Origin of the sequence: Rhodococcus sp. NPDC077669 (assembly GCF_040686915.1) — a bacterium.
In the GTDB taxonomy this organism is placed as follows: domain Bacteria; phylum Actinomycetota; class Actinomycetes; order Mycobacteriales; family Mycobacteriaceae; genus Rhodococcoides; species Rhodococcoides fascians.
This window is the reverse complement of record NZ_JBFBMD010000029.1, coordinates 16598-33373: the sequence shown is the minus strand read 5'-3', so window position 1 is coordinate 33373 and position 16776 is coordinate 16598. Positions and strand designations below refer to the sequence as shown.

Below are 16776 nucleotides of genomic sequence, written 5' to 3'. Positions count from 1 at the left end.
TGTAGAAGTCCGTCCGCCGGCGGGCGTTCGATCCTCGCCGCGTTGCTGGTGCTGGTGCTCGTGCTCGTGCTCGTGCTGAGATCAGCGCACAAGCGCTGTTACCGCCTCCCGCACCTGACTCGGGTCGTAGAACACCGGCGTCGAGGTGATGCGCTCGATCGTTCCATCGCTCTGGACCAAGAAACTCAGGGGCAGGACAGGGGGCGCGTCAAGTGTCTGCAACGCCGCGTCGGCCTGATCGAACGAGGGATAGTGCACTCCCAGCTCGGTGAGCAGGCTCAATGCCGCATCGGCATCGTCTTGGACGTTGAGACCGACGACCCGAACCGCATCCGGTTCTGCGGCGTACTGGGCCAGAACCGGAATCTCCTGTCTACACGGACCGCACCACGACGCCCAGACATTGAGCAATGTGGGTTGCCCAGCCAGGGAGGTCCCCAGATCGGATAAGTCCGACGTTCCCAAGCATCGTGCGGACGTACCGACGAGCTCGCCAGTTACGGGGGACGGAACCGGCGACGAGGTCGGGCACGGCTCGAGGGCAGCACGGGTAGCGATCACTGCCGACGGGAGATCCTCGTCCTCGACGTGAGGTGCCGATCCTGCGGACCCCACCGACTGGGTCGAGGGATCTCGAGACCACAATGCCAGCGCTCCAACAACTGTCACGATGACGATGATCGCAAGTAGGGACCAGCGTGTCGTCACCCGCTGCACCCTGCACCTCTGTCTCGTTCACCTCGACGATGTCTTCCGGTCTGTCAGCGTCATACTACACGATCTACTATCTTCGATAGTAGCAACGTGGATCCTGCACGCCGTCAACGCTTTCGCGGCCCCTTCACCCTCGGGCCTCACAGTGCCAGCACACAGCTCTCCGGCCGTTCGCCGAAGACGACCGTCCCCATCGAGGCGCACGATGAAGGCCGTCCAGCGACGCCGAGTCCTTCTGGCGCAGAAGATATTACGTACATGAACTTCGGCTCCCGAGAAACAACCCGACGATCGAAATGGGTCGCAGGGTGCGAATGTTACCGATGTAATTCACTGTGACTGATGGTGCTTGTGCGGAAAGGGTGTAATAGTGATGCGGCGTGTCGCCTTGACTCGAAGGCGACCTGAATTACTGCCAGGTATGCAGTTGCCGTCCAGGAGGACCACCGACATGAGACCTCTGCCCTCGTCCTCGTACATGGCGCACCGAACTCGGTGGGGTACTCGCATCCTCGTCGGTACCGCGTTCGTGGGAGGCATCCTCGCGCTGGCACCCACGGCGTCTGCAGCCCCGGACGCCGATCCGGCTGCGCCGCCGCCTGCCTTCCCCGCGCAGGCCCAATCGGACCCGCACGTCCAACAGGAGGTCCTCGATCTCGTCGTCGGCGCACTACGCGAGATTCGCGCCAACGGCGCTCTCGACGACCTGGCCGGCCCACAGAGCCGCATCGTCTCCTGCCTCGTGGGCACGATCGGAGCCACCGATACAGCTGACGGACCAACGGGAGCCCTTTCGCGACTGATCCCCTGTCTCGCGCCGATCGACGACATCGACCCCACAGTTCTCCCCCGACTGGTGTCGTCGATGGACGTCGCCACACTTGCATCCACACTCGCGGCCGCCGAGACTCCCCACGATCCGGCCACCCCGCACACCTCGTCGCGCGGACATGCGGCGGTCCCACCCGGCAGGTCGAACGCCGAGCCCTCGACCGAACAACCGACCGCCCAAGGCACCCAGGACACTCAGGACACTCAGGACACTCAGGACCCCGAGTCGGCCGCCGACCCGTCGACGCCCGAACTGCCCGCGCTCGAACCCGACGCCACTGTGCCTGAAACGTCGGCACCCGGCACGTCATCTGAAACAACGACACCCGAAACCACGACACCCGAGGCGGGCGATCATCCGTCGGCCGCCCCGCAATCCCCTACCGGCACAACAGGGTCGAGCAACGGAAAGTATCGTGCGCCGACAACAGGAACGTTGACCTCGACCTTCGGCGACGGCCGCGCCCATCAAGGAATCGACATCGCCAACTCCACCGGTACACCGATCGTCGCCGTTGCGGACGGCGACGTGATCAGCGCAGGACCGGCCCAGGGCTTCGGACTCTGGGTGCGCATACGCCACGATGACGGCACCGTAACGACCTACGGGCACAACAACGACAACCTCGTGACCGTAGGTCAACGCGTCACTGCTGGTGAAGAAATTGCGACGGTAGGAAACCGGGGTATCTCCACCGGTCCACATCTGCACTTCGAGGTCGACACACCCGCCGGCAACAAGGTCGACCCCAGACTTTGGCTCGCGGAACGCGGAGCCACCATCACCGGTTCGGACCGTGACTCGTAGTCGAGCCTCGACCGCACGGCCCGCCGATGGGAACGAATTCCGCACTGTTGCACTGACTTCGGATGCGTCTCTGCGGTCTCGTTTTCACCATCAGACCTGAACCCTCGGTGCCTCGACATGTTCAGCGGGCGCGCAGTACGATCGCCCGCATTCCGGTAAGTTCGCCGTACCTACTGCGAGCCCGAGAGGTGAAACGGGGGCCTACGACCGAACAGCCGCGTCGGACAGCGCGACACCCCGAGAGGCGAGCCACTCCTGAGGATCGACCTTGCTCCCCGCCGCGTCGACGACCTCGAAATGCAGGTGAGGCCCGGTCGATTGGCCACGATTGCCGACAGTGGCGATCTGCTCACCGGCTTGCACTCGTTGCCCCACGGTCACCAAGGTTTGATCGATGTGCCCGTAGACCGTTGTCGTTCCATCGTCATGCTGAAGACGTACCCAGAGGCCGAAACCGTCTGCAGGACCGGAGTCGAGCACGGTAGCGTCGGCTGCCGCGTAGACGGGAGTTCCGATAGCGTTGGCGATGTCGAGCCCGGTGTGCGTAGTCCCCCATCGTGGACCGAAATCCGAGGTCAGGGTCCCGGCGACCGGACGAACGAACAGTGGTCGCAGCGCCGCTGCATCACGCGCAGCGCTCTCCTCTGCCCTTCGTTGCCCCTTCGCCAACTGCTCGATCGCATCGTTGATATTGGAGATCTCCGGTATGGCGAGGATCTGAGGCAAGTATTCGGCCACCGGGTCCTGCATCGGTGTCGCTTCGTGCACGGGGACTGCCTGCGCCTGGGCGGGACTCGCATATTGGGCACCCGCCGTGACCAGAGCGCCCGCTGCCACCGCAATACCGACAGCGACACTGCCGCGGCGCTCGGTGGCGCGCGCCCGAGCGCGATGCCGCCCTCTCGGCGTCACCGCCACTCCCGGCACGTCACAGTCCGACAACTGTCGACGTCGGTCGGTCATGCGGGTCATACGGTGTTGTGCCACAGCAGAGTCCTCGGTAATCGAATGGAGCGAGGCGTAATCATCGACGTGCGCACCTCACTGATGTATCGAACGGATCACGACGCGATAACGAAAAGATACACGACGAGTGGGGTAATTACTATCATGGTTAGTAGTTCGATGTCCCCCGCAGTGGTTTCGTGCCTCACAGCGCGGTAGCACCGGACGTCGACGGTCGGAGACCATCGGCCGGCGAACGCTGCCTTCTCCATGCGAGAGCACACCCCACGACAGCAAGAACGACCGCGGCGTACTCCGGAAGCGGTCCCAGCTTTGTCGCCCACGTCGATCTCGTTTCCAGGGCAACATCAGCGACCAACGTCTGCGCAGCGAACAAGCCCGAACGATCTGCGACCTTCCCCTGTGGGTCGATGACGGCACTGACCCCACTGGTCGCCGCAACGAGAACAGTCCTGTTGTGCTCGACCGCCCGCAGCCGCGACATCGCCAACTGCTGGTAGGTCATATCGGTGCGCCCGAACGTCGCATTGTTGGTGGGGACCGTGATCAGCTGCGCCCCCGCACGCACGGAGTCGGTGACCAGCTCGTCGAACGCGACCTCGTAACAGGTGGCGACGGCCGTCGGAATTCCGGCGATATCGACGACACCGTCGCCCGACCCGGGAACGAAGTTACCGGCCTGCGAGGCGTAGGAGGACAACCTCGTCATCACAGATCGCATCGGGAGATACTCTCCGAAAGGAACAAGTTTGCGTTTGTCGTGTCGCTCCCCCGGTCCGAGTACCGGATCCCACACGATCGAGGTATTCATCGAGGTGCCGTCGTCGTTACCGAGCACAGCTCCGACCAGAATCGGCACCCCGACCGACCGCGCTGCAGCGTCGATCCCGGCAGTGGCGTCGGCGTTGCGCAGTGGGTCGATATCGGATGCATTCTCCGGCCAGATCACCAGGTCGGGAGCGGGCACCCTGCCGGCGGTGATGTCGTCCCCGAGCTGCATTGTTCGCTCGATGTGATTGTCGAGAACTGCTCGACGTTGCGAGTTGAAGTCCAGACCCGACCGCGGAACGTTGCCTTGAACAACGGCGACCGTCGCACGCGCTGCGCCTGCATCGTCAGCGGGAGTGAGCGCGAAAGCCAGAGCCGGCACGATCACCACAGTGGCCACCGACCCGACTGCGAATCGCGGCGTCGGCGGGCGTACCTGGCGGACCACACTGGCCAGTGCCGCGCCGATCACTGCGACTGCAAAAGATACACCGGGCGCACCGGCGAACGCGGCAAGCGAGAGCAGAGGGCCGTCTGCTTGGGCGAAAGCTAGTTTCCCCCACGGAAATCCCCCGAACGGAATCCGTGCGCGCAGACCTTCGGTGGCGGTCCAGATCGCGGCGATCCACAGCGGTTCGAAGCGCAACCCGGACACTGCGGCCGCTGCAGCGCAGAACAGTGCCACTGCTATCGCTTGGATCGCCGCGAGCGCCAGCCACGGCGGGGCACCGACGTAGACACCCACCCAGGGCAGCAGAGGCAGAAAGAACGCCAATCCCGACAGATACCCGTAGAAGAACGCCGCCCGGATGGAACGGCCGCGGATGACGAGAACAAGAACCCCGACACCCAACGGCGCGAGGAACCACAGCGACCGAGGTGGAAAGCCCGCGTACAACAGCACACCAGCAGATACCGCACACGATGACCTGCCTGCTATCGCGGTGAACACACGGCGACGTCGGGTTCGTCGGTGACGGTTCACTGTTGTTGCGCTGGACTCGATATCGAGCATGCCTGCATGGCTCTTTTCTCATGTACGGCATAGCGCCACCTGACCACCCTCGGTTACTACTATGCACGATAGTAGTAACAGCGGTGAGCCCGGACCGGCTCCCCCGCCGACACCGCGCCTCTGCGACGTCGATGCATACCCCGGGATATCGACCGCGCACCTTCGCTGTGCCCTTTGTCCTTCGCGGTGCCCTTCGTGGCCGGGCATCGACCGGTGCACGGACCACCCTCGGCTCGCACAAGATGCGTGCTGGACCCCGGGATGGAGACTGGCTTCTACCGCGCCGCAGCACGCCGACATATGCGGGTGCATCTGCTCTGGCGGCCATCATGATCACCGCCCCGATCGTCCTGGCCGTGTTCGACGTGACCAGAAACATGTGGTGCCTGCGGGCGGGCGGTGTGACCGCCCGATTCGGCGGCGGCACATCAGGGGCACCCTGAATGGGTTTGGGCCAACCCAGTTTCCGGCTGCTACCGTCGAGGCGTTGTGAGAATCTCTGCGCTGGGCCCGCCGCGCCTGCGGACGGTTATCGCAGTCGCCGCTGTCCTGTATTTGTTGGCTCACACCATCGCTCAATGCGGCATCGCCTGGGAACAGGACCATCACAGCGACGGCGTACACATCGTTTCGTCCTCGTCTCAGGCCGCCGCGGAACTCTCCCCCAACCACGCGCACATCGACGACGGATCGCCCCACATGGCGCACGATACGAACACCGTCATCGCAATGCCCCGATCCGACAACCCGCCCCGCCCATCGACCATCGCCGCGGTCGCAGCGATGGCCTTCGCTGTGGTGTTGGTGGCGATGTCTGCCCCGCGCATTTCGCGAGCCCCACCGGATCTACCCATTCCGATCCGGCACGGCCGAACCGTCTTGAACGAACTCTGTATCAACAGGTGCTGATCAGCAGCCCGCGGGCCATCCGAGGACTTCTCCTCTCATGGCCCAGTTCGTGCTGCCCATCACTCACTTACTGCGCTCCTCGCAGATCACATACAGGGACTACTCATCATGAACAGTGCTGTTCGCTCCACACTCGTGCCACCGTCCTCCGCCGGCCACATGTTGGCGACCGCCAAGAACTGCCCGGAACCGAGCACAATGGTCGGCAACACGCCCGTTCTGTGGATCGGTGAACCGTTCGCGGACTCCGGCCGCGGCTTCTGGGCGAAACTCGAAGGCAGCAATCCCGGTGGGATGAAAGACCGCCCCGCGCTGCACATGGTCGAAAAAGCCAAGGCCCGCGGCGACCTCGCTCCCGGCGCGATGATCATCGAATCCACCAGCGGAACCCTCGGCCTGGGTCTGGCCCTGGCCGGGATCACCCATCACCACCCCGTCACCCTCGTCGCCGACCCGGGACTGGAACCGATCGTGCACCGGATGCTCGCCGCGTACGGTGCCCGCGTCGAACTGGTCACCACACCGCACCCCGACGGCGGCTGGCAGCAGGCCCGGCGTGAGAAGGTCCGTGAGCTCCTCGATACACATCCAGGGTCGTGGTGCCCGGATCAGTACACCAACCCGGACAATGTCGAGGCGTACGAGTCGCTCGCTCACGAACTCATCGCCCAGCTCGGACGCGTCGACACCTTGGTTTGCTCGGTGGGCACCGGAGGGCACTCCGCCGGGGTGGCCCGGGTGCTCCGGCAGTTCTGCCCCGACCTGAAACTGGTCGGTGTCGACACCATCGGATCGACGATCTTCGGGCAACCCGCCAGCACTCGGCTCATGCGCGGGTTGGGTTCGAGCATCTATCCCGACAACATCGACTATCCCGCCTTCGACGAGGTGCACTGGGTGGCCCCGCACGAAGCGGTGTGGTCGTGCCGCACCCTGGCGGCGACGCACCACGCCAGCGGCGGCTGGAGCGTCGGGGCCGTCGCCCTCGCGGCCGGCTGGATCGCTCGCACCAGCCCGCCGGAGACCCGGGTCGCGGCCGTCTTCCCCGACGGACCGCAGCGCTACTTCGACACCATCTACAACGACGACTACTGCACCGAGCACGGCCTGCTCGACGTTGACCCGCCGACCGAGCCGACGACCATCGCCCACCCCACCGATGAGACTGTGACGTCGTGGACGCGGTGCGCCACCGTCGTCGATCCCACCGTCGTCGATCCCACCGAGAGCGTTCGATGAAAACTTTTCTGACCAAGTTCCGTAGCTTCGACCGGCCCAGCCAGGTGTTGATGGTCAACCAGTTCTCCATCAACGTCGGTTTCTACATGCTGATGCCGTACCTGGCCGGGTATCTGGCCGGTTCCCTGGGCCTGGCGGCGTGGGCGGTCGGGCTGGTGCTGGGGATGCGGAACTTCTCCCAGCAAGGGATGTTCCTGCTCGGCGGCACCCTCGCCGACCGCCTCGGATACAAACCCCTGATCGTCGCCGGCTGCCTGCTGCGAGTTGCCGGTTTCGTACTGCTCGCGGCCGTGGAATCGCTGCCGGCGATCCTGCTCGCCTCGGCCGCGACCGGGTTCGCCGGTGCGCTGTTCAACCCGGCCGTGCGGGCGTATCTGGCCGCCGACGCAGGGCCACGGCGGGTCGAGGCGTTCGCGGTGTTCAACGTGTTCTATCAGGCCGGGATTCTGCTGGGCCCGTTGATCGGTCTCGCTCTGACCACCCTCGACTTCCGAGTCACCTCACTGGCAGCGGCCGCGATTTTTGCTGTTCTGACGATCGTGCAGATTTGGACGCTCCCCGCGCACCGGGCCGAGACGACCGGGGCCACGACATCGGTACTCGAGGACTGGCGGGTGGTGATGGCCAACCGACCCTTCGTGCTGTTCGCGCTGGCGATGATCGGATCCTACGTGCTTTCGTTCCAGATCTATCTTGCGCTGCCGCTGCAGGCTGCGGTGGTAGTCGGTAACGGCAGGTCCGACACCGCTCTGGTGACCTCGTTGTTCGTGGTCTCCGGCGTGGTCGCGATCGCCGGGCAGTTCCGGATCACGTCCTGGTTGTCCCGCAGGTGGGGTTCGGGGCGAAGCGTGGTGGTCGGTATGGCAATCATGGCGCTGGCGTTCCTCCCGCTGATCGTGCTGCCGAGCCCGGCCGCGCTGGGCGGGTGGGCCGCCGCCGGTGCCCTGGTGTTCACCGCTGCACTGTTGGCGGTCGGCACCGCCGCGGTGTTTCCGTTCGAGATGGACACGGTGGTGACCCTGTCGGGCGGGAAGCTGGTGGCCACCCATTACGGGTTCTACAACACCATCGTCGGGGTCGGCATCCTGCTCGGCAACCTGGGTACAGGAGCCGTCTTCGGGCTTCTCAGCGACGCGCATCTGGGTGCACTGATCTGGGCGATACTGACCCTGGTCGGGGCGGCATCTGTGGCCGCTCTCTATGCGCTCGATCGATCCGACCGGCTCACCCCACCCCCCACCGAGACCACGGTGACCGAAAGCGGCGAGGTACCGGCCACCGGCTAGCGGCAGTGCACGCCGAGAAGTGGCCTGCATTGCCCACACCCGAGACCTCGACGATGATTGCCGAACACGAGGGTATCGACGCGGCACCGTTCACGACTATCCACCGACCGGTGGCCCGCATTCACACGAATGCGGGCCACCCACACCTCAGGCGGGGGTACTGCGGTGACGTTGGAGGCGACGGACGACGGGGTAACCCGTGACCACCCCGAGGACGATACCGATTTGCATGAGCATCCAGAACGCAGCATCGGTGGCCGGTGGCATGGTCTCGGTGTAGTACAGCAGCAGCATCCAACCACCCATCCCGAGGTCGAACGCCAGTACGGTCAACGCAGCGACGCCGACCGCAGCCAGGACAGAACGCCGAATGGATTGCCTGCGCACCGACTACCGGTGTGATGGCCGAACGCTCGTATACGAAGAGCATGATCGTGGCCAGTATGGCGATGACGATGATCATCGCCCAAAGAACACTCTGTCCGCACGAGATTCGACGTCGGCAAGGACGGAAGCGACATCATCGAGAAGATTGTGGGCATCTCTGCGCGCGCGTAATCCGCGTTCGTAGTAGCCGGAGTCGAGGACGCCCGCCGATGCAGGCTCTGGTGCGACGTTCGATTCTGGGTGCCGCTCCCGCATCCGAGGGCGGTGTTCCGGTCAGTGCCCAGGGTCATGCCGTAGCACCGGTGCGGCACATCTCGTTGCATACCGTAGGGGGGTATGGTAAATCTGTAAGTGGGTCGCGACGACCTCGATCACATTCCGAATCGAAGAAAGAAGGGCATCGATGAACACCACCGTCACCGTCACCGGAATGACCTGCGGGCACTGCGTCTCCTCGGTCCGAGAGGAGATCAGCGGCATCCCCGGTGTGACCGCCGTGAATGTCGACCTCGCGAGCGGCCGAGTCGATATCGACTCGGACACCCCGATCGAGCAGACGGCCATCGCCCACGCAGTCGACGAGGCCGGCTACCAGCTCGCCTCCTGATCGACACCAGACCCGGACAGGAGATTCGCACGATGAACGCATCATCGAAGTTCGTCGGATTCACCATCGCCCTAGCCGCGGTCTTCGGGCTCGCCTTCGGAGCCGGGGACGCCTTCGGCCCCGAAGGTGCCGCACCACCCGACACACACGACACCTCGACTCACGACGCCGCCGCGGTGTCCACTGCGGGCGGGCCCGTCGCCAATCAGAGACCTGGAGGATTGATGGTCACCGACAGCAGATACGCCGCGGTGCCCGCCGCCTCGGAGCCGATGCCCGCCGGGCACGGACACTGACACACCACCACACCCCGAGAGGAGCGACGATGAATCCCGTCACGCACCACCCCACCGCCGACGGCCGGGTCGAACTCGACATCAGTGGTATGACCTGCGCCTCCTGCGCGAACCGGATCGAGAAAAAGCTCAACAAGCTCGACGGTGTCACCGCGACGGTGAACTACGCCACCGAAAAAGCACGCGTCGACTACGTCGGTGATGTCTCGACCGAGGATCTCGTGGGCACCGTCGAGCAGGCCGGCTACACCGCCACGGTCCCCGCGCCCGCCGCCTCCTCCACCGACCCCGACGCGGCCGGGCCAGCCGAGATCGACCCCACCGCCTCGCTGCGCCAACGCCTGCTCATATCGCTGGTGCTCAGCGTGCCGGTGATCGCGATGGCCATGGTTCCGGTACTGCAGTTCACCAACTGGCAGTGGCTTTCCCTGACCCTCGCCGCACCCGTGGTGGTGTGGGGGGCATGGCCGTTCCACAAGGCCGCCTTCACCAATCTGCGGCACGCCACCTCAACGATGGACACCCTGATCTCGATGGGCACCATCGCAGCACTGGGGTGGTCGTTGTATGCCCTGTTCTGGGGCACCGCCGGAACGGCCGGCATGACACACCCGTTCGAGCTGACCATCTCCCGCTCCGACGGGGCCGGCAACATCTACCTCGAGGCCGCAGCCGGAGTCACCACCTTCATCCTCGCCGGCCGCTACTTCGAAGCACGCTCCAAGCGACGCGCCGGTGCCGCCCTGCGTGCCCTGCTCGAGCTCGGTGCCAAGGAAGTCTCCGTCCTGCGCGAGGGTGTCGAACAGCGCATCCCCACCGATCAACTCATCGTCGGTGACGAGTTCGTCGTCCGCCCCGGGGAGAAGATCGCCACCGACGGCGTGGTCGCCGACGGCTCTTCCGCGGTCGACAATTCGATGTTGACCGGCGAATCCGTGCCCGTCGAGGTAGGACCCGATGATCTGGTCGTCGGCGCGACGGTCAACGTCGGTGGCCGAATCGTGGTCCGGGCGACCCGCATCGGCTCGGACACCCAGCTCGCACAGATGGCGAAACTCGTCGAAGACGCTCAGACCGGTAAAGCCCAAGCTCAGCGTCTGGCCGACAAGATCTCCGGAGTCTTCGTCCCGATCGTGATCGCCCTTGCCGCGGCGACACTCGGCTTCTGGATCGGCACCGGCGGTGGGATCGCGGCCGCGTTCACCGCAGCCGTCGCCGTCCTGATCATCGCCTGCCCGTGTGCCCTCGGCCTGGCCACCCCGACCGCGCTGATGGTCGGCACCGGCCGCGGCGCTCAGCTCGGCATCCTGATCAAGGGTCCCGAAGTGCTCGAATCGACCCGCCGTGTCGACACCGTGGTACTCGACAAGACCGGCACCGTCACCACCGGCAAGATGACTCTGCTCGACGTGATCACCGCCGACGGCGAGGACACCGCGCAGGTGCTGCGCCTGGCCGGTGCACTCGAAGATTCGTCCGAGCACCCCATCGCCCAGGCCATCGCCAAAGGTGCCCGCGAGAAGGTCGGAGCCCTGCCACCGGTGGAGCAGTTTATAAATATCGAAGGCCTCGGGGTGCAGGGCATAGTCGACGACCACGCAATGATCGTCGGACGGGCCCGCCTCCTCGCCGACCGGGCGCAGCAGCTGCCGGACGAACTCGAAAGTGCGATGCGTGCAGCCGAATCCGAGGGCAAGACCGCCGTCGCAGTCGGTTGGGACGGTCGGGCTCGCGGAGTACTGGTCGTCGCCGACGCGGTCAAACCCACCTCCGCCGAGGCGATCGAGCAGCTGCGGGGCCTGGGTTTGACGCCGATCATGCTCACCGGCGACAACGCAGCCGCCGCGCGTGCCATCGCCGACCAGGTCGGCATCCACGAAGTGATCGCGGAGGTGCTGCCCGCAGACAAGGTGGACGTCGTCAAAAAGCTGCAGGAGCAGGGCAAGGTAGTGGCGATGGTCGGCGACGGCGTGAACGACGCCGCCGCGTTGGCGCAGGCCGACCTCGGTCTGGCGATGGGCACCGGTACCGACGTTGCGATCGAAGCCAGCGATCTGACGTTGGTGCGCGGTGATCTGCGCGCAGCAGCGGATGCTATCCGCCTGTCCCGCCGAACGTTGGGCACCATCAAGGGCAACTTGTTCTGGGCGTTCGCCTACAACGTGGCCGCCCTCCCCTTGGCTGCGGCCGGGCTGCTCAATCCGATGCTGGCCGGTGCAGCGATGGCGTTCTCGTCGGTGTTCGTGGTCAGCAACAGCTTGCGGTTGCGCCGGTTCAAGTCCCTCACCGGATAACCGCGCGGGTAGAACAAGCACCCAAAAGGCTGGGGTGGGCGTGGCATGCAGGCGCGCCACCCCACCCCACCGCTACAACCCCGATGCAGCCTACGAAAGGAGAGGGCCATGTCCTTCGTGACAACGACCTTGGTGCAGATCACCCGGCACCCGGCGACCCGAGCGGTGGCCCGCTGCGCGGTGATGTGCGCTGCGGCGGCGGCCCAGCGACGACTCGACGGACCGACCCTCTCGCGCCATACCCCGGGCGGGCATAATCGAGGATGCTCGGCATGACACTCGGATTCCAGGAGGACACCATGGCCACTCCCGCGGCCGCGCAGGCACCCGCCGAGACCGACGGCCATGATCACGCCGCGCACGGCTACATCACCGAAAAGGACGCCTACCTCAAACGCCTCAAGCGCATCGAAGGCCAGGCCCGAGGACTGCAGCGCATGGTCGAGGAAGACAAGTACTGCATCGACATCCTCACCCAGGTCTCGGCGATGACCAAAGCCTTGCAGGCGGTGGCCATGGGCCTGCTCGAAGCTCACATCAGCCACTGCGTGGTCGACGCCGCCATCGCCGGCGGTCCCCAAGCCGACGCGAAGATCAAAGAGGCCACCGACGCGATCTCACGGCTCGTCCGCTCCTGAGCACCGGCAGTGCGAAGCCATTCCTCGCCGTCCACTCCCGCGTGCTTGTCGGAAACCTCGGCGAGGCGGCGCAGGCAGAGACCGTCATGACCGAAACCGTATCGGCGATTCTGCGCGATCGCCGAGTCCTCGCCACCGTGGCAGCGCTGGCAATACTGGCAGTGGCTGCCGCCCTCGTACCCCGCCCGTCGATCATTGTGGTGCGCGAGTGGGCGGAGTCGATGGGCCCGTCGTTCGTGGTGGTGTTCTTTCTGACCCAGGCGGTGTTGACGATTGCCCCGGTACCGCGCACGGTGTTCACCCTCAGCGCCGGACTGTTGTTCGGTCCCGCCACCGGGGTCGCCGTCACGATCGCCGCCACAACTGTCAGCGCTGTGCTGGCGTTGCTGCTGGTGCGCGCGCTCGGGCGCACCGCGGTGCAGGAGCGGCTGACGAATCCTGCGGTCAAGTCCATCGATGCCCGGTTGGCTCGGCGGGGGTGGCTGGCCGTCGGGTCCTTGCGGCTCATTGCCCCGGCACCGTTCGCCCTGGTCAACTACTGCTCCGGACTCTCCGCGGTGCGCCTGCTGCCCTACACGACGGCCACTGTCGTGGGGATTCTGCCCGGTACGATCGCCGCGGTGCTGTTCGGGGACGCTTTGACCGGGCGAACGAATCCGGCATTGATAGTGGTGACGTCGGCCTGCGTGGCCGCCGGGGTGGCAGGATTGCTGGCCGACGCCCGCCTGCCGGTGTCGCAGGCACAGCCCAACACCGCAGATGGCGCATCGAGAAGCGGTCGCCTTCGTCGTCTGTTGCTGCCGGACCGCGGATAGGACGTGGCGAGAAATCCTACAATTTTGCTGCGCCTGCACCGCCAAAGCCAGCGGAGTTGCCGAACTCCTGACCTACGCGAGAAGTAGGGCACGCGCGTTCCCCGCGGATTCGCAGTCGAAGAGCCCACACCATCACCCCCACCGACATCACTCCGATTACGGGCTGCACGGGTGCCCATAGATCCAGAGCACCGCTCACCCCGACCGCCACCACTACCAGTTTGTTGCATATCGGACATCCGACTGCCAACAACGACAACGCATTCGCACTGACCCCTACACGGGAAGAAACCGACGACGCCAGCCCAGTGCTCACGTATGTCGCAAGAATGAGGCCACTGAGAACTGCGGTGGCAATCCACACCGGATAGTTCCACCACAACACCGGGGTCATTCGAACGTAGAACGCAGTGTGGATGATCCCGGTGGGGATCGCCACGACCAGCGCGGCCACCGTCGCGCCCAGTAACGCGGCCACCCAACGCCGCGCCGGCCAGTCACGCATCGTCACAGTCGTCATCCCTCTCCCGGTCAGCGGATACCACCCCACCATCTACTATGAATGATAGTAGTTTGCAGGTGCGGTGAGTCGGCGTCAATCGACGCCGACTCGCCGCCCATACGGCACAGGCGTCGAGCGTCGACGCGAGCCTCAGCCGACCGTGAGGAACCGTCTACGACTGCCGATACCCGACAATGGTGACCGGCGAGGCCGGACACAGTCCCATGCGGCTCTCGCCGCGCTCCGTTTCCTTCGCTGGTGACGCAGGGAACCCACACCGACCCCAGAGGATTTCTTCTGTGCATTCTTTTTCAGGCCCGACGCGGCGTGTCCGCGCTACCCTGATCGCCTCGATCATCGTTGTTGCCGCGGCATTTTCGGTAAATGCTCCAGCTTCGGCGGACCCTGCTGCACCCCCGGTGAACGCATCCGAAGCCGTACGACAACTCGCTGAACTCAATGCGACCGCCTTCACTCTCACCGAGAGCATGTACGCCGCGCAGGACACCCTCGATCGTCGCCGCGGCGAACTGAGTACCGCAGTTCAATTCGCCCACGAGACCTCGGCGGCGGCTCGGGAAGCCGAAGTGGCCGCATCTGCCAACCGTCGAGCACTGGCCACAGCTGTCGACGCCGCGTACAAAGGTGTACCGCAATCCCCTCTCGGGGCCGTTCTGGTCGCGGACAGCCCACAGCAACTACTCGATCAGATGGTGTTGTTGGACCGGATCCTCGCCGATCGAGCCGCTGCACTCGCCGACTCGACACAGATCGACGACGAAGCGCGAGACCAGCTCGAACAAGCCCGGCAAGCACAGGCGTCCGCTGCGGTAGCCGAGGCGGACGCCGCACGTACACAACGCGACCTCGAGCAACGCCAGACCGACCTGGCCGATCAGATCGCCAAAATCACCGACCAATTCGCCGCCCTCACCGATGCGGATCGAGCTGCCATCGTCAGCCCCGGCACCACGAATCCTTCCGAGCTACCCGCCGCCGTCTCGGCTGCGAGTGGAACATCAGCGGAGGCGATGCGCATCGCCCTCGACCAACTCGGCAAACCCTATTCCTGGGGAGCTACCGGGCCGGGGTCCTTCGATTGCTCCGGACTGATCTACTTCGCCTACAAACAACTGGGACTGACCGTTCCACGCGTGGCCGCAGACCAAGCACGAGCGGGCACACCTGTCTCCCGCGAATCAGTGCAACCGGGTGACTTCATCTCTCTCTACTCACCGATCGGACACATCGGGATCTACATCGGCGACGGGAAATACGTCAACGCCCCCACCGGCGGCGACGTCGTCAAAGTCGCGCCCGTTCCCTGGGATGAAGTGACCGCAATCAACCGGCCCATCGCCACCTGATTCGATGTCCACGGTCCGGACGCCGCGACTGCGAGGAGACCGGATGCCCGTGTGGCAGACCGGTAAGATCGAACCGGTGAGGACTTCAGCCACGGAACCTATGAACCAGAAGTGGCTCCTAGGTGCTGTTTGCGCTTCGATAGTGCTGTTCGGAGTCCTTCTCATGCATTCTGCGCCGATGTCGTTCGCAACGGCGACGAGTATCGGCGAACACTCGATGACCTCGACGGTGAGCGCTCCACCTGCCGTCGACGAGCATTCGGGAGCATCATCTGCGACAGCATCGGAGAGTGGTTCCGCAGCACACTGCGGGAACGGCTGTGGCGATCACAGCTCGGTCATGCATCTGTGTCTGGCTATCATCGGTGCTGTCGCGGCGTTGGCCGTCTTACGGGCAATCGTTGTGGGCTTCGCCGGTTCTCTCGTCCACGCTGCGCGGCTGTCGGCAGTTCGTCGTCGAACCGGGCACCCGCCGCCCTGGACCATTTTCACTCTCTCCGAATTGTCTGTGCTTCGGATCTGACAGGTGACTCACCGTTGTGTGAGACACAGATGTCGACGGGTCAGTGTGCCTGTCGATCCGAACCACCCCACCATAATTTCAGGAGTTTGTTATGCGTTCGAATCGATCTACCCGTTTCACGATCGCGATAACGGCGGCTTCCGCTGTCGCCGCCGCAGTTCTCGCTGGCTGCAGCAGTAACGACGGCGAAATGAACATGCCCGGCATGTCGAGCAGCGATACACCGGCCTCGTCGTCCTCCGAGAATTCCGCCGAAGCATCGGCCGAATTCAACGATGCCGATGTCACGTTCGTCGAAGGGATGTACCCCCACCATGCACAAGCGGTGGAGATGGCTTCACTTGTCGACGGCCGAACCGAGAATGCTCAGGTCATCGAGCTGGCCCAGGCCATCGAAGCAGCTCAAGCACCGGAGATGGAGCAGATGAATGCCCTGCTCACCGCATGGGGACAGCCCGCAGCGTCCGCCGACATGGGCGGAATGGACATGGGCGGAATGGACATGGGCGGTATGGACATGGGGAGCGGTGGCATGACCGGCATGATGAGCCAGGAAGACATGGACATGTTGTCGGCCGCTAACGGAGCGGAGTTCGACTCCATGTGGCTCACCATGATGATCGAGCACCACAAGGGGGCAATCGAGATGGCTCAGATCGAGTTGGCCGACGGCTCCAATGCTGATGCCAAGGAGCTTGCCTCCACAATCATCGATGCGCAGCAGAGCGAAATCTCCACAATGGAAAGTTTGCTCGCCCAGTAACTCTCAATTCTGGGAACTATCAACCGTAGGGCGGGGCTCGGCTAATAC

The 16776-nt window shown here is 64.6% G+C and carries 19 protein-coding genes; 14 read left to right on the top strand and 5 right to left on the bottom strand.

Features of this window, described 5'->3' with window-relative positions:
- Window positions 1-81: 81 nt before the first annotated feature.
- Window positions 82-669, bottom strand: coding sequence for a TlpA disulfide reductase family protein (locus tag AB0P23_RS22420; RefSeq protein ID WP_080733473.1), 588 nt, complete (start codon window positions 667-669; stop codon window positions 82-84).
- Window positions 670-1165: 496 nt separating this feature from the next.
- On the opposite strand from AB0P23_RS22420, the gene AB0P23_RS22415 reads away from it, so the two are divergent.
- Window positions 1166-2353: a M23 family metallopeptidase gene (locus AB0P23_RS22415; protein WP_230593571.1), complete on the top strand. Its 1188-nt coding sequence runs from the start codon at window positions 1166-1168 to the stop codon at window positions 2351-2353.
- Between the two features lie 201 nt (window positions 2354-2554).
- Here the strand turns inward: AB0P23_RS22415 and AB0P23_RS22410 are convergent, their stop codons facing one another.
- Both AB0P23_RS22410 and lnt read right to left on the bottom strand, forming a co-directional pair.
- Complete coding sequence (locus tag AB0P23_RS22410; protein ID WP_231911468.1) at window positions 2555-3340, bottom strand: M23 family metallopeptidase; 786 nt, start codon at window positions 3338-3340, stop codon at window positions 2555-2557.
- A 163-nt stretch (window positions 3341-3503) separates the two neighbouring features.
- Window positions 3504-5039, bottom strand: coding sequence for an apolipoprotein N-acyltransferase (lnt, locus tag AB0P23_RS22405; protein WP_230595449.1), 1536 nt, complete (start codon window positions 5037-5039; stop codon window positions 3504-3506).
- Window positions 5040-5344: 305 nt separating this feature from the next.
- Between lnt and AB0P23_RS22400 the strand changes: the two genes are divergently transcribed.
- The 4 genes from AB0P23_RS22400 to AB0P23_RS22385 all read left to right on the top strand — a co-directional run bounded on the left by AB0P23_RS22400 (window position 5345) and on the right by AB0P23_RS22385 (window position 8536).
- Window positions 5345-5545: a hypothetical protein gene (locus AB0P23_RS22400; protein ID WP_141215005.1), complete on the top strand. Its 201-nt coding sequence runs from the start codon at window positions 5345-5347 to the stop codon at window positions 5543-5545.
- 46 nt (window positions 5546-5591) lie between these two features.
- Entirely contained in the window at window positions 5592-6011 is a 420-nt protein-coding gene (locus tag AB0P23_RS22395; RefSeq protein ID WP_230593569.1) for a hypothetical protein, read from the top strand.
- Window positions 6012-6170: 159 nt separating this feature from the next.
- Window positions 6171-7250 (top strand): PLP-dependent cysteine synthase family protein, encoded by a 1080-nt coding sequence (locus AB0P23_RS22390; RefSeq protein ID WP_230558241.1) that lies wholly within the window; start codon window positions 6171-6173, stop codon window positions 7248-7250.
- Window positions 7247-8536, top strand: a complete 1290-nt coding sequence (locus tag AB0P23_RS22385) for an MFS transporter (protein ID WP_032375707.1) — start codon at window positions 7247-7249, stop codon at window positions 8534-8536. Before AB0P23_RS22390 ends, AB0P23_RS22385 begins: the two co-directional genes overlap by 4 nt.
- Before the next feature lie 147 nt (window positions 8537-8683).
- Here AB0P23_RS22385 and AB0P23_RS22380 read toward each other — a convergent pair whose 3' ends face one another.
- Entirely contained in the window at window positions 8684-8923 is a 240-nt protein-coding gene (locus AB0P23_RS22380) for a DUF4396 domain-containing protein (protein WP_032375706.1), read from the bottom strand.
- Window positions 8924-9326: 403 nt separating this feature from the next.
- On the opposite strand from AB0P23_RS22380, the gene AB0P23_RS22375 reads away from it, so the two are divergent.
- The 6 genes from AB0P23_RS22375 to AB0P23_RS22350 all read left to right on the top strand — a co-directional run bounded on the left by AB0P23_RS22375 (window position 9327) and on the right by AB0P23_RS22350 (window position 13573).
- Window positions 9327-9530 carry a heavy metal-associated domain-containing protein gene (locus AB0P23_RS22375; protein WP_032375705.1) on the top strand — a complete coding sequence of 68 codons (204 nt, stop codon included), beginning with the start codon at window positions 9327-9329 and terminating at the stop codon, window positions 9528-9530.
- Window positions 9531-9562: 32 nt separating this feature from the next.
- Window positions 9563-9826 carry a hypothetical protein gene (locus AB0P23_RS22370; RefSeq protein ID WP_032375704.1) on the top strand — a complete coding sequence of 88 codons (264 nt, stop codon included), beginning with the start codon at window positions 9563-9565 and terminating at the stop codon, window positions 9824-9826.
- 29 nt (window positions 9827-9855) lie between these two features.
- The gene (locus AB0P23_RS22365) at window positions 9856-12120 is read left to right on the top strand and encodes a heavy metal translocating P-type ATPase (RefSeq protein WP_032401333.1); all 2265 of its coding nucleotides are present in this window, start codon (window positions 9856-9858) and stop codon (window positions 12118-12120) included.
- Window positions 12121-12228: 108 nt separating this feature from the next.
- Window positions 12229-12396, top strand: coding sequence for a hypothetical protein (locus tag AB0P23_RS22360; RefSeq protein ID WP_155288777.1), 168 nt, complete (start codon window positions 12229-12231; stop codon window positions 12394-12396).
- Window positions 12397-12419: 23 nt separating this feature from the next.
- The gene (locus AB0P23_RS22355; RefSeq protein WP_032375786.1) at window positions 12420-12758 is read left to right on the top strand and encodes a metal-sensitive transcriptional regulator; all 339 of its coding nucleotides are present in this window, start codon (window positions 12420-12422) and stop codon (window positions 12756-12758) included.
- A gap of 86 nt (window positions 12759-12844) precedes the next feature.
- Window positions 12845-13573 carry a TVP38/TMEM64 family protein gene (locus AB0P23_RS22350; protein WP_045841173.1) on the top strand — a complete coding sequence of 243 codons (729 nt, stop codon included), beginning with the start codon at window positions 12845-12847 and terminating at the stop codon, window positions 13571-13573.
- A 16-nt stretch (window positions 13574-13589) separates the two neighbouring features.
- Here AB0P23_RS22350 and AB0P23_RS22345 read toward each other — a convergent pair whose 3' ends face one another.
- Window positions 13590-14093, bottom strand: a complete 504-nt coding sequence (locus AB0P23_RS22345) for a hypothetical protein (RefSeq protein ID WP_176457804.1) — start codon at window positions 14091-14093, stop codon at window positions 13590-13592.
- A gap of 401 nt (window positions 14094-14494) precedes the next feature.
- Here AB0P23_RS22345 and AB0P23_RS22340 point away from each other — a divergent pair, with 401 nt between their 5' ends.
- The 3 genes from AB0P23_RS22340 (at window position 14495) to AB0P23_RS22330 (ending at window position 16728) form a co-directional block, all read left to right on the top strand.
- Window positions 14495-15442, top strand: a complete 948-nt coding sequence (locus tag AB0P23_RS22340; protein ID WP_032375702.1) for an NlpC/P60 family protein — start codon at window positions 14495-14497, stop codon at window positions 15440-15442.
- A 4-nt stretch (window positions 15443-15446) separates the two neighbouring features.
- Window positions 15447-15965 carry a DUF6153 family protein gene (locus AB0P23_RS22335; protein ID WP_353852273.1) on the top strand — a complete coding sequence of 173 codons (519 nt, stop codon included), beginning with the start codon at window positions 15447-15449 and terminating at the stop codon, window positions 15963-15965.
- A 205-nt stretch (window positions 15966-16170) separates the two neighbouring features.
- Complete coding sequence (locus tag AB0P23_RS22330) at window positions 16171-16728, top strand: DUF305 domain-containing protein (RefSeq protein WP_308051299.1); 558 nt, start codon at window positions 16171-16173, stop codon at window positions 16726-16728.
- The last annotated feature ends 48 nt before the right edge of the window (window positions 16729-16776 follow it).